Source organism: Streptomyces sp. NPDC023541, from assembly GCF_055559995.1.
Genome location: NZ_JBVHJO010000004.1, coordinates 140,723 through 154,301 on the forward strand (window position 1 = coordinate 140,723; position 13,579 = coordinate 154,301).

A 13,579-nucleotide genomic window follows, 5' to 3' on the forward strand; every position below is an offset into this window, starting at 1 on the left:
CTCTCCGTACGCCCCGCTGTGCGTGGCGCCGGGCCCGCAGGTCTCCCCGTGGCGCACGGCGACGCGGTACCGTGGCGTCCCTTCTTCCCCCGGCCCTGTCCATCGTGTGGGGTCCACCCGAAGATTAGGGGAAATGACCCTCGTGGCCGCCCTGGAGGTTCCGTGGTACAGGCGTACATCCTCATCCAGACCGAAGTGGGCAAGGCGTCGTTCGTCGCCGAGTCCATCGGCCAGATCCCGGGGGTGATCCAGGCCGAGGACGTGACAGGTCCGTACGACGTGATCGTGCGCGCCCAGGCCGACACCGTGGACGAGCTCGGCCGCATGGTCGTCGCCAAGGTCCAGCAGGTGGAGGGGATCACCCGCACCCTGACCTGCCCGGTGGTCCATCTGTAGCCCCCGTCTACTCTTGGCCGGTGATGTCCCTCCACCGCCGGCCCCTCCGTGTCCTGGCCCTGCCCGTCGCCCTCGCCGTGTCCGCCGCCGCCCTGGCGGCGTGCTCCCCGGGCGGTTCCGGGGCCCGGGTGGAACCGCCGCCCGCGCCGCCGACCGACGTCGCTGGGTTCTGTGCGGCACTGCACAAGGAGCTCCCGGAGACGGTGGCCGGCCTGGCGCGGACCCGGACCGAACCGGAGTCCGACCTGACCGCCTCGTGGGGCGGCTCGGCGATCGTACTGCGGTGCGGTATCGCCAAGCCCCCCGAGATGCTGGATCCGAAGCAGGAGGGCGTCCATGTGAACGGCGTGGCCTGGCTGCTCCAGAAGGTCGGCGACGGCGGATTCCGTTTCACCACCGGTATGCGGCTGGCTTACACGGAGGTCCGGGTCGACAAGGAGCATGCCACGGACGCGGGGATGCTCGTCGGTCTGTCCGCGGCGATCGCCGCGACCGTGCCCGAGGGCTTCTCCTCCTACTGAGCTCCGGCACACCGCCGCCCGCCGGCCGCCCCGTTGGAGGGCGGCCGGCGGGCGGCGGCTGTACGTGGTGCTAGCGCAACCCCGTGGAGCGGCGCAGGGCGGCCTGGATCAGGCGGTCCACCAGCTCCGGGTAGGCGATGCCCGTCTTCTCCCACATCAGCGGGTACATCGAGATCGGCGTGAAACCGGGCATCGTGTTGATCTCGTTGATGACGAACTCGCCGTCCTCGGTGAGGAAGAAGTCGGCGCGCACGAGGCCCTCGCACGACGCCGCCTCGAAGGCCTCGATCGCGAGCCGCTGGACCTCGGCGGTCTGCTCCGGGGTGAGCGGGGCGGGCACGATCCCGGAGGCGGAGTCGATGTACTTCGCCTCGAAGTCGTAGAAGTCGTGGCTGGAGACCGGCGGGATCTCGGCGGGCACGCTGGCCCGCGGTCCGTCCTCGAACTCCAGGACGCCGCACTCGATCTCGCGGCCGCGCAGCAGCGCCTCCACGATGAACTTCGGGTCGTGGCGGCGGGCCTCCTTGACGGCGGCCTCCAGGCCGGAGGCGTCGTCGACCTTGGTGATGCCGATCGAGGAGCCGGCCCGGGCGGGCTTCACGAAGAGCGGCCAGCCGTGCTCGGCGGCGAAGTCCAGGATCTTGGCGGTGGCGGCGTCCCGGTCGGCTTCCCATTCGCGGGGGCGGATGGTCACGTACGGGCCGACGCTCAGCCCGAAGGACGTGAACACGCGCTTCATGTAGTCCTTGTCCTGCCCGACGGCCGAGGCGAGGACGCCCGAGCCGACGTACGGGATGCCGGAGAGCTCCAGGAGGCCCTGGAGGGTGCCGTCCTCGCCGTAGGGGCCGTGCAGCACGGGGAAGACGACGTCGACCTCGCCCAGGGCCTTCGGGACGGCGCCCGGCTCGGTGTAGACGACCTGGCGGCTGGCCGGGTCGACCGAGAGCACGACGGCGCCGTCCTCGGACTCGGCGAGCTCCTCGACGCTCGGGAGCCTGCGGTCTGCGATGGCCATCCGCGCGGGCTCGTCGGCGGTCAGCGCCCACCGGCCGTCCGTGGTGATGCCGATGGGCAGCACCTCGTACTTGGACCGGTCGATGGAGCGCAGTACGGCGCCCGCCGTGACGACCGAGATGGCGTGTTCCGAGCTGCGGCCGCCGAACACGACGGCCACGCGGGGCTTGCGGCCCTGCTGCTCAGGGGTCTGGGGGAGGTTCTCGCTGCTCATATCGGCATGAGAGTACCCGCTCATGCGTCCGGAAAGGAGTTAGCGACGTTCCGGTTTGGCGCTGCGGCTCATCAGTTCCTTCAGGGCCACGAGGGTCGGCTTGCCGTGGTGGACGATGTCCACGACGGTCTCGGTGATCGGCATGTCCACCCCGTGCCGGCCCGCCAGATCGGCCACCGACTGACAGGACTTGACTCCCTCGGCGGTCTGCTTGGTGACCGCGATGGTTTCCTCCAGGGTCATCCCGCGGCCGAGGTTGGTGCCGAAGGTGTGGTTCCGGGAGAGCGGCGAGGAGCAGGTCGCGACGAGGTCGCCGAGGCCCGCGAGGCCGGAGAAGGTGAGCGGGTCGGCGCCCATGGCCACGCCGAGGCGGGTCGCTTCGGCGAGGCCGCGGGTGATCAGTGAGCCCTTGGTGTTGTCGCCGAGGCCCATGCCGTCCGCGATGCCGACGGCGAGGCCGATGACGTTCTTGACGGCGCCGCCGAGCTCGCATCCGATGACGTCGGTGCTGGTGTACGGGCGGAAGTACGGGGTGTGGCAGGCGGCCTGGAGGCGCTGGGCCACGGCCTCGTCCACGCACGCGACGACGGAGGCCGCGGGCTGGCGGGCGGCGATCTCGGCGGCCAGGTTGGGCCCGGTGACGACGGCGATCCGCTCGGCGGGGACCTTGGCCACCTCCTCGATGACCTCGCTCATCCGCTTGGCGGTGCCGAGTTCGATGCCCTTCATCAGGGAGACGAGCACCGTGTCGGGGGCCAGCAGCGGGGCCCAGGCGGCGAGGTTGTCGCGCAGGGTCTGGGAGGGGACGGCCAGGACGGTGAAGTCGGCGCCTGCGGCGGCCTCGGCCGGGTCGTGGGTGGCCCGGATGTTCCCGGGGAGTTCGACGTCCGGGAAGTAGTCCGGGTTGGTCCGGCCGGTGTTGATGGCGTCGACGACCTCGCGGCGGCGGCCCCAGAGGGTCACCTCGCAGCCGGCGTCGGCGAGCACGATGGCGAAGGCCGTGCCCCAGGAGCCTGTTCCGAAGACGGTCGCCTTCATGGGACGTGTCACTTCAAGCCCTCCCCTGCGGCCTTGCGCCGCTGTTCCGCCCTGGCGTTGCGATGGTCGTACGGCTGCTCGGGCGCGGTCTCCCCCCGCACCTCCTCCAGGAGGCCGGTGACGGCCGCCATGATGGCCTCGGTGGCCTCCTTGAGGACGTCCGGGGTGGGTTCCCGGTCGTAGAAGGGCGAGAGGTCGACGGGCGGTCCGGCGAGCACCTGGAGGGTCTTGCGCGGGAAGAGCCGGACCTTGTTCTCCTTGGCGTACGGCGGCATCGCGAGGTTGGCGCCCCACTGGGCCACCGGAATGACCGGCGCCTTGGTGATCAGCGCGACGCGGGCGACACCGGTCTTGCCGGCCATCGGCCACATGTCGGGGTCCCTGGTCAGGGTGCCCTCGGGGTAAAAGGCGACGCATTCGCCGCGCTCGATGGCGTCGACTGCGGCCCGGAATGCGTCCAGGGCGTTGGTGCTCTCCCGGTAGACGGGGATCTGTCCGCTGCCGCGGAGGATCGACCCGACAAAGGGGACCTTGAAGAGGGCGGCCTTGGCGAGCAATCGGGGCACCCGGCCGGTGTTGTACTGGAAGTGCGCGTAGGAGAGCGGGTCCAGATACGAGTTGTGATTGACGGCCGTGATAAAGCCGCCGTCGGCCGGAATGTGCTCCATTCCCCGCCAGTCCCGCTTGAACAGCACCACCAGCGGCGGTTTTGCAATGACCGCCGCCAGGCGGTACCAGAAGCCGATTCTGCGGCGGGACACTCGGACACCTTCCTCTAGGACCGGAGCGCGGCTGGGGCACCTCGTCGTCGGCCGGACAAGTGTCGCCCCGGGCCCCGTCTCTGTCGAGAACACCGTACGCCCCGCTCGGGACGCCGGACTCCCGGGCTGCCCGGGCGGGGGCGACAATGGGGCGACACATGACCCGGCCGTGACCCGGCCTCGGCCCGGGGAGGGGCCGGAGCGCACCGGAGGGAAGGGGTCGTCACGAACGCCGTCTGGAGTCTGGTGGTCCCCCTGAAACCCCTGGCGGTGGCCAAGAGCCGTCTTGCCGCTGCCGTGGGCGCCTCCCGGCCGGGGCTCGCCCTGGCCTTCGCCCAGGACACCGTCGCGGGGGCGCTGGCCTGCGCCGCGGTCGCGGATGTGGTGGTCGTCACGGACGACTCGGGGGCCGGTGCGGAACTGGCCAGGCTGGGGGCGCGGATCGTCCCGGACGCCCCGGCGGCCGGGCTCAACGCGGCGCTGGCGCACGGCGCGCGGGCGGCGCGCGAGGGGCGGCCCGGCACCGCGGTCGCGGCGATGAACGCCGACCTTCCGGCGCTGCGGCCCCCCGAATTGCTACGCGTGCTCGAAAACGCCTCGGCATTTCCACGGGCATTTCTGGCGGATGCAGCCGGAATCGGGACGACCTTGCTTTCCGCCGCACCGGACGTCGAATTGGCCCCGTCCTTCGGAGGGCCGTCGCGGGCCAGGCATTCCGCCTCGGGAGCGGTGGAAATCGCACTGGCGGGCGTGGACAGCGTGCGCCGGGACGTGGACACCGCGGCCGACCTGCGCAGGGCCCTCGCCCTCGGTGTGGGTCGTCACACGGCCCGATACAGTGCGGGTATGCAGGCGACCGCGTACACGTACGACTCCCAGACCCGCAGCGGCAGTGTGCTGCTGGACGACGGCACCCCGGTGTCCTTCGATGCCCCGGCGTTCGACGCGGGCGGCCTGCGGCTGCTGCGGCCGGGGCAGCGGGTCCGGATCGAGACGGACGGCAAGGGCGCGGAGCTGCGGATCACCCTGATCACGCTCCAGACCTTCTGAACCGGTCGGCCGCGGCGCCCGAGGGGCGGCCGGCGGCCCAGGAACGCACCGCGGGCCGGCTTCCCCGGAGGGGGAAGCCGGCCCGGCGTGTGTGACTCGTGCCCTTACTTCTTGCGGGCGGTGGTCTTCTTCGCGGTGGCCTTGCGGGTCGCCGTCTTCTTGGCCGGCGCCTTCGTCGCTGCGGTGGTCTTCTTGGCCGCCGGGGCGGTCTTCTTCGCGGCGGCGGTGGTCTTCGCCGCGGTCGTGGCCTTCTTGGCGGGGGCGGCCTTCTTGGCGGTGGACGTCGCCTTCTTCGCCGTGGCCGTGCTCTTCACGGCCGACTTCTTGGCGGTGGCGGTGGTCTTCTTCGCCGGGGCCTGCTTCGCGGCCGTGGTCTTCGCCGCGGACTTCTTGGCGGTGGTGGCCTTCTTCGCCGCGGCCTTCTTGACCGTCGCGGAGGCACCGCCGGTGAGGCTGCCCTTCGGCGCCTTCTTCACCGACACCTCGCCGCCCTTGGGCAGCTTCTTGGTGCCGCTGACCAGGTCCTTGAAGCCCTGGCCGGCGCGGAAACGAGGCACGGAGGTCTTCTTGACCCGGACGCGCTCACCCGTCTGCGGGTTGCGGGCGTAACGGGCCGGACGGTCGACCTTCTCGAACGAGCCGAAGCCCGTGACCGAGACCCGGTCGCCCGCGACGGTAGCGCGGACGATCGCGTCCAGTACCGCGTCGACAGCGTCCGCGGCCTGCTGGCGGCCGCCCAGCTTGTCGGCAATCGCTTCTACGAGCTGCGCCTTGTTCACGTCTTCCCCTTCGGAGACATCGCCAGAACGAATGTGTTCAAGCTTATTTCGCACGTTAGGCGGATATATACCGCAAATCAAACACGAAACGGGCTAATCACCCTAGTGCCGCAACGCCGGAGGCGGTTACGGAGTTCCTTCGCATCAGTCGCCTTCAGGGAATCGACCCTCGTCGAGGTCCTTCATCAACCTGTCCAGGCGCCTTGCCGCATCGGCGAGATCATGCTTCGTCGCGGCCGTGACGACCAACAGCTTCCGGGACAGCGCCATCCTTACGCCCTCCGGGACTTGCAGTGAGCGCACCCGTGTGTGTGCTTCTTTCAGCCGGTCCGCGACGAGTTCGTAGAGCTCGAGTTGACTGTCGCGTTCCATGCACAGATTGTGCCATCTGGGGCGAGTTGTCGCCTCACGGGGCCTCAACAAACGGCTGTGCCCCCCGCCGGAGGGCGGGGGGCACAGTGTTGGTGATGTGATCACCCGAGGGTGAATAAGCGCTGATCAGGCAGGAATCAGGCCTGAATCGTGCGCGGCTTGAAGGCCGGGCGGGCGCTTTCGTAGGTGGCGATGTCCGCTTCGTTCTGAAGGGTGAGCGAGATGTCGTCCAGGCCTTCCAGCAGACGCCAGCGTGCGTTGTCGTCGAGTTCGAACTCGGCCACCACGCCTTGCGCTCGCACCTGGCGGTCGACCAGGTCGACGGTGATCTCGGCGGTGGGGTCGGCCTCGGTGAGCTTCCACAGCTGCTCGACGGTCGCCTGCGGGAGCACGACGGTCAGCAGGCCGTTCTTCAGCGAGTTCCCGCGGAAGATGTCGGCGAAGCGGGAGGAGATGACCGTCTTGAAGCCGAAGTTCTGCAGGGCCCAGACGGCGTGCTCGCGCGAGGAGCCGGTGCCGAAGTCGGGGCCTGCGACGAGCACCGTCGCGCCGGCGCGCTCGGGGCGGTTCGTGACGAACTCCGGGTCCTTGCGCCAGGCCTCGAACAGCCCGTCCTCGAACCCGTCGCGGGTGATCTTCTTGAGCCAGTGGGCCGGGATGATCTGGTCGGTGTCGACGTTGCTGCGGCGCAGCGGGACGGCCCGGCCGGTGTGGACGGTGAAGGCTTCCATGGTTCAGACTCCGGCGGTCGCGTCGGCGGCGGACAGGTCGGCGGGCGAGGCCAGATGGCCCAGCACCGCGGTGGCGGCGGCCACCTGCGGGGAGACCAGGTGGGTGCGCCCGCCCTTGCCCTGCCGGCCCTCGAAGTTGCGGTTGGAGGTGGACGCGGAGCGCTCACCGGGCGCGAGTTGGTCGGGGTTCATGCCCAGGCACATCGAACAGCCCGCGTGCCGCCACTCGGCGCCGGCCTCCTTGAAGACCTTGTCCAGGCCCTCTTCCACGGCCTGGAGGGCGACGCGGACCGAGCCCGGGACGACCAGCATCCGTACGCCGTCGGCGACTTTGCGGCCGTCGATGATCCCGGCGACGGCGCGCAGGTCCTCGATCCGGCCGTTGGTGCAGGAACCTACGAAGACGGTGTCGACCTTGATGTCGCGCAGCGGCTGCCCGGCGGTCAACCCCATGTACTCCAGGGCCTTTTCGGCCGCGAGGCGCTCCGAAGGGTCCTCGTACGAAGCCGGGTCGGGGACCTCCGCCGACAGCGGCGCGCCCTGGCCCGGGTTGGTGCCCCAGGTGACGAACGGCGACAGCCCGGCGCCGTCGATGACGACCTCGGCGTCGAAGACCGCGTCCTCGTCGGTGCGCAGGGTCTTCCAGTACGCGACGGCCGCGTCCCAGTCCTCGCCCACGGGGGCGTGGTCGCGGCCCCGGAGGTAGTCGAAGGTGGTCTGGTCGGGGGCGATCATGCCCGCCCGGGCGCCGGCCTCGATCGACATGTTGCAGATGGTCATGCGGGCTTCCATCGAGAGCTGCTCGATGGCCTCGCCGCGGTACTCCAGGATGTAGCCCTGGCCGCCGCCGGTACCGATCTTGGCGATGATCGCCAGGATCAGGTCCTTCGCGGTGACCCCCTCGGCCAGCTCGCCGGTAACGGTGATCGCCATCGTCTTCGGGCGGGCCAGCGGCAGGGTCTGGGTGGCCAGCACGTGCTCGACCTGGCTCGTGCCGATGCCGAAGGCCAGCGCGCCGAAGGCGCCGTGCGTGGAGGTGTGCGAGTCACCGCAGACCACGGTGGTGCCGGGCTGGGTCAGGCCCAGCTGCGGTCCCACGACGTGGACGACACCCTGCTCGACGTCGCCCAGCGAGTGCAGGCGCACGCCGAACTCGGCGCAGTTCGCCCGCAGCGTCTCCAGCTGGGCCCGGGAGACGGGGTCCGCGATCGGCTTGTCAATGTCGAGGGTGGGGGTGTTGTGGTCCTCGGTCGCAATGGTGAGGTCGAGGCGTCGGACCTTGCGGCCGGCCTGGCGCAGTCCTTCGAAGGCCTGCGGGCTGGTCACCTCGTGCAGCAGGTGCAGATCGATGAAGAGGAGGTCGGGCTCGCCTTCGGCGCGCCGGACGACATGGTCGTCCCAGACCTTCTCCGCGAGTGTCCTACCCATCGCTTTCCCTCCGGCCGGCGGGTTGTGCCGGCGCTTCATAGAGATCTCGTGCGCCGGACGCCCGTACCCCACGTCCCGGACGACGGCTCGGACCCAGTGGTTCGTGGACCCGCACATACAGACTCGCTGGTTCTTGGAAAAATTGAACTTGCGTTTCACAGTGTGAGACGCGAATATCGTTTCATGGACAACTCTAGCGGCGTCGGCGTTCTCGACAAGGCAGCTCTGGTATTGAGCGCACTGGAGTCCGGTCCGGCCACCCTCGCCGGGCTGGTCGCGGCGACAGGGCTCGCACGACCCACGGCACATCGCCTTGCCGTGGCACTGGAACACCACCGGATGGTGGCGAGGGACATGCAGGGCCGGTTCATCCTCGGTCCGCGGCTGGCGGAGCTCGCCGCCGCGGCCGGCGAGGACCGCCTGCTGGCCACGGCGGGACCGGTACTGACCCACCTCCGTGACGTGACGGGCGAGAGCGCGCAGCTCTACCGCCGTCAGGGAGACATGCGCATCTGCGTGGCGGCCGCGGAGCGGCTGTCCGGCCTCCGGGACACCGTCCCGGTGGGCTCGACCCTGCCGATGAAGGCCGGTTCGGCCGCGCAGATCCTGATGGCCTGGGAGGAGCCCGAGCGGCTCCACCGCGGCCTTCAGGGGGCGCGCTTCACGGCGACGGCGCTCTCGGGCGTACGGCGCCGCGGCTGGGCGCAGTCGATCGGCGAGCGGGAGCCCGGCGTGGCGTCCGTCTCGGCGCCGGTGCGCGGGCCGTCGAACCGCGTGGTGGCCTCCGTGTCGGTCTCCGGGCCGATCGAGCGGCTGACCCGCCACCCGGGCCGCATGCACGCCCAGGCCGTCATCGACGCGGCCGCCCGGCTCACGGAGGCGCTGCGCCGCTCCGGCTGACGCCCGACCCCATCCGTTCACCCCCCGGGTCCGGGGGCGCGTTCGACGCCGCACACGTCCGAACACGCGCCTCCGGGCCCGTACTTACGTCACGTACGTCCGCGCGGGGAGAGCCGTCGGCGCACAGCGAAGAGGCCCTCCGCGATGAACGCGAAGGGCCTCTTCGATGCGTACCCCCGACCGGATTCGAACCGGCGCTACCGCCTTGAGAGGGCGGCGTGCTAGGCCGCTACACAACGGGGGCTTGCTTGTACTGCGCTGGGCTACCAGGACTCGAACCTAGAACAAAGGAACCAGAAACCTTCGTGTTGCCAATTACACCATAGCCCAATGTGGTCTATACCAGACCAGTACCCCCGACCGGATTCGAACCGGCGCTACCGCCTTGAGAGGGCGGCGTGCTAGGCCGCTACACAACGGGGGCCCTAGCGATCCTGCATCAAGACGTCCGGGAGCTACCCAATGAAGATCTTGCGGGAAGGATCTGTACCCCCGACCGGATTCGAACCGGCGCTACCGCCTTGAGAGGGCGGCGTGCTAGGCCGCTACACAACGGGGGCAAAGCACTGCGTCACTACTGCACTGCGCTGGGGTACCAGGACTCGAACCTAGAATAAGGGAACCAGAAACCCTCGTGTTGCCAATTACACTATACCCCACCAAAAGTCAAGCCCTTGGGGACTTTTCTTTCGAGTGGCGCCTCCGTCCGGCCCTTCGGCCCGCTCCGGCGGCGCAGAAAGAACATTACCGGATGCCTGACCGTGCTCCAAAACGGGTATCCCGTCCCAGCAGCTCCGGCAGCCGGTCAAGGCCTTCGATCCGGTGCGCCCCCTCGGGACCGGCCCCTCGGCGGCCGTCCCGGTCGATCCAGACGGCCAGCAGCCCAGCGTCACGGGCGCCGCGTGCGTCGATCTCGGGCTGGTCCCCCACGTACGCCACCTCCTCGGCCGGCAGTCCCAGGGCCTCGCAGGCGGCGAGGAACGCCTCCGCCTCGGGCTTGCTGACGCCGAGCTCCACGGCGCAGACCAGCACCTCGAAGCGCTCGCGCAGCCCGAGGTGGCGCAGTTTGGGGTCCTGGTTGGCGGTGGAGGAGTTGGAGAGCACCCCGTGCCGGTAGTCGGCCGCGAGGGCGTCGAGCGCCGGCACCACGTCGGGGAAGACGGCCCAGGCGGCCTTGTAGTGCTCGACGTACTGGTCGAACCAGGCGTCGGCCTCGGCCGCGGTCATGCGGGGCTCGTCGAGGAACTCCCGTACCCGCTCCTGCCGCTGCCCCTGGAAGGTGCCCACCCCGGCCGCGAAGCGCGCCCAGTGCCGGTCGGTGATCTCCCGCCAGCGCGCGAGGGCCTGCGCGGGGGTGCCGTACCGTTCCGCGAGCCGGACGGCCTCCAATTGCGCCGCGAGTCCGGCCGCGTCGGCCCCCGTGTAGTCGAAGAGGGTGTCGTCGATGTCCCACAGCACGGCGCGGATCGGCATGTGCCAGAGCCTACGCCGCGGGCACCCGCTCGGTGGGCACGACGAGGAAGTCCGCCAGGAAACAGGTGACCCGCCACACGAAGGGGTCGCGGGCCACGACCCGGCCCGTGGGCGGCGTCACCCGGCCGATCCCGGGGAGGCGCGGGGTGCTCGGTTCCGCCGGAGCCTGCGGGATGCCGCCGACAACGCCGCAGGGGGCGGCTGCACGGAGGTACGGGCAGCCGCCCCCTGCGGGACGTGCGGGTGGTGCGGGCCGGTCAGCCGGCCAGCTTGGCCAGGGCGGCGTCGATGCGGGCCAGCGAGCGCTCCTTGCCCAGGATCTCCAGGGACTCGAAGAGCGGCAGGCCGACCGTGCGGCCGGTGACGGCGACGCGTACCGGGGCCTGGGCCTTGCCGAGCTTGAGGCCGTGGGCCTCGCCGGCGGCCAGGACGGCCTGCTTGAGGGACTCGGGGTCCGACCAGTCGGCGTCGGCGAGCTTCTCGCGGGCGCTGGTCAGCAGGGCCGCCGGCTCGCCCTTCATCGCCTTGTCCCAGGAGGCCTGGTCCTCGACGGGCTCCTTGCGGAACAGGAAGTCGACGTTGGCGGTGATCTCCGACAGGACGCCCACGCGGGTCTGGGCGTACGGCGCGATGCGCTCCCAGGCCTCGGTGTCGAAGTCCTCGGGCGCCCAGTTGGCGTGCGGGGCCTGCAGCCACGGGGCGCAGCGGTCCGCGAAGACCTTCGGGTCGAGCAGGCGGATGTGGTCGCCGTTGATCGACTCGGCCTTCTTCAGGTCGAAGCGCGCCGGGTTGGCGTTCACGCCGTCGATGTCGAACCTCTGGACCATCTCCTCGATCGAGAAGACGTCCTGGTCCTTGGAGAAGGACCAGCCGAGGAGGGAGAGGTAGTTCAGCAGGCCCTCGGGGAGGAAGCCGCGCTCGCGGTACAGGTTGAGCGAGGCTTCGGGGTCGCGCTTGGAGAGCTTCTTGTTGCCCTCCCCCATCACGTACGGCAGGTGGCCGAAGGCGGGGGTGCTCTTGGCGACACCCAGCTCGATCAGCGCCTTGTAGAGGGCGATCTGGCGGGGGGTCGACGAGAGGAGGTCCTCGCCGCGGAGCACGTGCGTGATCTCCATCAGCGCGTCGTCGACCGGGTTGACCAGGGTGTAGAGCGGGGCGCCGTTGGCCCGGACGATGCCGAAGTCCGGCACGTTGTCCGGGGTGAAGGTCAGCTCGCCGCGGACCAGGTCGGTGAAGGTGATGGGCTCGTCGGGCATTCGGAAGCGGACGATCGCGGGGCGGTGCTCGCCCTGGTACGCCTCGATCTGCACGCGGGTGAGCTCGCGGCAGTGGCCGTCGTAGCCGGAGGGCTTGCCGGCGGCACGGGCGGCGGCGCGGCGCGCGTCGAGTTCCTCGGTGCTGCAGTAGCAGTGGTAGGCGTAGCCGCCGTCGAGGAGCTTCTGCGCGACGTCCTTGTAGATGTCCATGCGCTCGGACTGGCGGTACGGGGCGTGCGGGCCGCCGACCTCGGGGCCCTCGTCCCAGGTGAAGCCGAGCCACCGCAGCGAGTCGAGCAGCTGCTCGTAGGACTCCTCGGAGTCGCGCGCCGCGTCGGTGTCCTCGATGCGGAAGACGAACGTACCGCCGTGGTGGCGGGCGAACGCCCAGTTGAAGAGGGCGGTGCGGACCAGGCCCACGTGGGGGTTGCCGGTCGGGGAGGGACAGAAACGTACGCGAGGGGGTACCCCCTGCTCCAGCGGAGCCGAGAGCTTGGGGGAGGGTCCGTTAGCCACGCTTGATCACCTTGTTGGTGAGAGTGCCGATGCCTTCGATGGTGACGGCGACCTCGTCGCCGACGTTGAGGGGGCCGACTCCGGCCGGGGTCCCCGTGAGGATGACGTCGCCGGGGAGCAGCGTCATGGCCTCGGTGATGTGGACGATGAGGTCCTCGATGGAGCGCACCATGTCACTGGTGCGGCCCAGCTGGCGCTGCTGGCCGTTGACCGTGCACTGGATGGTCAGGTCCGCCGGGTCCAGGTCGGTCTCGATCCAGGGGCCGAGGGGGCAGGAGCTGTCGAAGCCCTTGGCCCGGGCCCACTGCTTCTCCCGCTGCTGGACGTCACGGGCCGTGACGTCGTTGGCGCAGGTGTAGCCGAGGATGACGTCCTTGACGCGCTCCTTGGGGACCTCGCGGCACATGCGGCCGATGACCACGGCGAGCTCCGCCTCGTGGTGGAGGTCCTGGGAGAAGGAGGGGTAGGTGATCGGGTCACCCGGGCCGACCACGGAGGTGGACGGCTTGAAGAAGGTGATCGGGGCGTCCGGGACCTCGTTGCCGAGCTCCGCCGCGTGCTCCGCGTAGTTGCGGCCGATGGCCACGACCTTGTTCGGGAGCACGGGCGGCAGCAGCCGGACCTTGCTCAGCGGGACCTTCGTACCGGAGAGCTCGAAGTCCGCGAACGGGATGCCCTTGATGATGTCGAGCACGAGCGACGCTTCGTTGCCGGGGGCGGCGTCGCCCTCGACCGCGCCGAACGCGACATTGCCGTCGATCGAGAACCTGGCGATGCGCACGTGTTGCGTCTGCCCCTCTGTTTCCGCTGGCTGGAGTCTGCGTTCCCCAGGCTAACGCGGCCGGCGGCGGCGCTTGACGTTCCGTGCGGGGCGGATTACTGCGCGGCGGCGACCGGCGCGTCCATCAGGACCGTGCGCCGGGGGTTGGCGGTCTGCGTCGGCAGCTCGACGGCGTGCTCCGGGGTGGCCGGTGCCGCCTGCAGCTCCTCGGCGTCCTTGAGGTGCGCGAGGGTGGTGCGGCGGGGGTTGGCTATGTTGCGGAACATCGTCGTCGTCTTCATCGGAGTTCGGGGTCCTCGGTTCGGTCTGTGGATGTCGGCCGGCGCCCGCACCAGCCCTGGCGCCCAAC

At 70.3% G+C, this 13,579-nt stretch carries 14 protein-coding genes, 5 tRNA genes and 1 pseudogene; 4 read left to right on the plus strand and 16 right to left on the minus strand.

All coding sequences use genetic code 11. The features are described 5' to 3' along the window. Positions 1–162: 162 nt before the first annotated feature. A complete protein-coding gene (locus ACZ3X1_RS11215; RefSeq protein WP_030028650.1) occupies positions 163–396 on the plus strand; it encodes an Lrp/AsnC family transcriptional regulator in 234 nt (77 codons plus the stop codon). Between the two features lie 23 nt (positions 397–419). After that, on the plus strand, positions 420–917 hold the full coding sequence (locus ACZ3X1_RS11220; RefSeq protein WP_362624618.1) for a DUF3515 family protein: 498 nt from the start codon (positions 420–422) through the stop codon (positions 915–917). Positions 918–987: 70 nt separating this feature from the next. On the opposite strand, the gene ACZ3X1_RS11225 is transcribed toward ACZ3X1_RS11220, so the two are convergent. From ACZ3X1_RS11225 to ACZ3X1_RS11235, 3 genes are read right to left on the minus strand one after another with little or no spacing between them, the layout of a single operon-like run. Next, complete coding sequence (locus ACZ3X1_RS11225; RefSeq protein ID WP_356810553.1) at positions 988–2,145, minus strand: D-alanine--D-alanine ligase family protein; 1,158 nt, start codon at positions 2,143–2,145, stop codon at positions 988–990. Positions 2,146–2,184: 39 nt separating this feature from the next. Next, entirely contained in the window at positions 2,185–3,195 is a 1,011-nt protein-coding gene (locus tag ACZ3X1_RS11230) for an NAD(P)H-dependent glycerol-3-phosphate dehydrogenase (protein WP_356810554.1), read from the minus strand. Continuing rightward, positions 3,192–3,944: a lysophospholipid acyltransferase family protein gene (locus ACZ3X1_RS11235; RefSeq protein ID WP_356810555.1), complete on the minus strand. Its 753-nt coding sequence runs from the start codon at positions 3,942–3,944 to the stop codon at positions 3,192–3,194. The genes ACZ3X1_RS11230 and ACZ3X1_RS11235 overlap by 4 nt, the downstream gene beginning before the upstream one ends. Before the next feature lie 243 nt (positions 3,945–4,187). Here ACZ3X1_RS11235 and cofC point away from each other — a divergent pair. After that, positions 4,188–4,793 (plus strand): annotated as a pseudogene (gene cofC / locus ACZ3X1_RS11240) (2-phospho-L-lactate guanylyltransferase); the annotation flags it as partial. A gap of 305 nt (positions 4,794–5,098) precedes the next feature. Here cofC and ACZ3X1_RS11245 read toward each other — a convergent pair. From ACZ3X1_RS11245 to leuC, 4 genes are all read right to left on the minus strand, one after another. Beyond that, positions 5,099–5,773, minus strand: a complete 675-nt coding sequence (locus tag ACZ3X1_RS11245) for an HU family DNA-binding protein (RefSeq protein WP_467278797.1) — start codon at positions 5,771–5,773, stop codon at positions 5,099–5,101. Positions 5,774–5,917: 144 nt separating this feature from the next. Beyond that, positions 5,918–6,145, minus strand: coding sequence for an SCO5555 family protein (locus ACZ3X1_RS11250; protein ID WP_033222859.1), 228 nt, complete (start codon positions 6,143–6,145; stop codon positions 5,918–5,920). 137 nt (positions 6,146–6,282) lie between these two features. Next, positions 6,283–6,876, minus strand: a complete 594-nt coding sequence (gene leuD, locus ACZ3X1_RS11255; protein WP_356810557.1) for a 3-isopropylmalate dehydratase small subunit — start codon at positions 6,874–6,876, stop codon at positions 6,283–6,285. A gap of 3 nt (positions 6,877–6,879) precedes the next feature. Beyond that, positions 6,880–8,304 carry a 3-isopropylmalate dehydratase large subunit gene (leuC, locus tag ACZ3X1_RS11260; RefSeq protein WP_356810558.1) on the minus strand — a complete coding sequence of 475 codons (1,425 nt, stop codon included), beginning with the start codon at positions 8,302–8,304 and terminating at the stop codon, positions 6,880–6,882. Between the two features lie 183 nt (positions 8,305–8,487). On the opposite strand from leuC, the gene ndgR reads away from it, so the two are divergent. Beyond that, positions 8,488–9,204 carry an IclR family transcriptional regulator NdgR gene (ndgR, locus tag ACZ3X1_RS11265; protein ID WP_007266782.1) on the plus strand — a complete coding sequence of 239 codons (717 nt, stop codon included), beginning with the start codon at positions 8,488–8,490 and terminating at the stop codon, positions 9,202–9,204. A gap of 171 nt (positions 9,205–9,375) precedes the next feature. Here the strand turns inward: ndgR and ACZ3X1_RS11270 are convergent. From ACZ3X1_RS11270 to ACZ3X1_RS11310, 9 genes are all read right to left on the minus strand, one after another. Continuing rightward, a tRNA-Glu gene (locus ACZ3X1_RS11270) sits at positions 9,376–9,448 on the minus strand. 14 nt (positions 9,449–9,462) lie between these two features. Then, positions 9,463–9,534, minus strand: a tRNA-Gln gene (locus ACZ3X1_RS11275). A 21-nt stretch (positions 9,535–9,555) separates the two neighbouring features. Continuing rightward, positions 9,556–9,628: transfer RNA gene (locus ACZ3X1_RS11280), tRNA-Glu, on the minus strand. Between the two features lie 63 nt (positions 9,629–9,691). Then, positions 9,692–9,764: transfer RNA gene (locus ACZ3X1_RS11285), tRNA-Glu, on the minus strand. 27 nt (positions 9,765–9,791) lie between these two features. Next, a tRNA-Gln gene (locus ACZ3X1_RS11290) sits at positions 9,792–9,863 on the minus strand. 85 nt (positions 9,864–9,948) lie between these two features. Further along, the gene (locus ACZ3X1_RS11295) at positions 9,949–10,677 is read right to left on the minus strand and encodes an HAD family hydrolase (RefSeq protein WP_356810559.1); all 729 of its coding nucleotides are present in this window, start codon (positions 10,675–10,677) and stop codon (positions 9,949–9,951) included. A 257-nt stretch (positions 10,678–10,934) separates the two neighbouring features. Next, complete coding sequence (gene gltX, locus ACZ3X1_RS11300; RefSeq protein ID WP_390076133.1) at positions 10,935–12,449, minus strand: glutamate--tRNA ligase; 1,515 nt, start codon at positions 12,447–12,449, stop codon at positions 10,935–10,937. Then, positions 12,442–13,230, minus strand: coding sequence for a fumarylacetoacetate hydrolase family protein (locus tag ACZ3X1_RS11305; protein WP_356810561.1), 789 nt, complete (start codon positions 13,228–13,230; stop codon positions 12,442–12,444). Before ACZ3X1_RS11305 ends, gltX begins: the two co-directional genes overlap by 8 nt. 95 nt (positions 13,231–13,325) lie before the next feature. Continuing rightward, a complete protein-coding gene (locus ACZ3X1_RS11310) occupies positions 13,326–13,511 on the minus strand; it encodes a hypothetical protein (RefSeq protein ID WP_046776288.1) in 186 nt (61 codons plus the stop codon). Between the last annotated feature and the right edge of the window lie 68 nt (positions 13,512–13,579).